Genomic DNA, 263 nt, shown 5'->3' with positions numbered 1-263 from the left:
AACGCCTGCTTGCAGACAACATGGGCAGCCTTAATCTGATGCAGTCGGCGGTGGCTGAGTTTTTAAAGACAGGCAAATACCGCACTCACCTCAATAAAGTCAGGCGCTATTACCAGCGCAATCAACGCGCATTCAGCCAGCGTTTTTGTGCTGCCCTCGACAACTATCCCTGGATGGCTGGCCGCTATCAGTTACATCTGGCCGATGGCAGCTTTCTGTGCTGGCTGACTCTGCCCGGACAGGCTGACAGCTATCAGCTTTAT

The 263-nt window shown here is 53.2% G+C and carries 1 pseudogene; it reads left to right on the top strand.

The features are described 5' to 3' along the window. Positions 1–20: 20 nt before the first annotated feature. Positions 21–263 (top strand): annotated as a pseudogene (locus ACYP03_RS26620) (PLP-dependent aminotransferase family protein); the annotation flags it as partial.

This window comes from Photobacterium sp. R1 (assembly GCF_054600795.1).
This window is presented reverse-complemented; position numbering and strand designations above follow the sequence as displayed.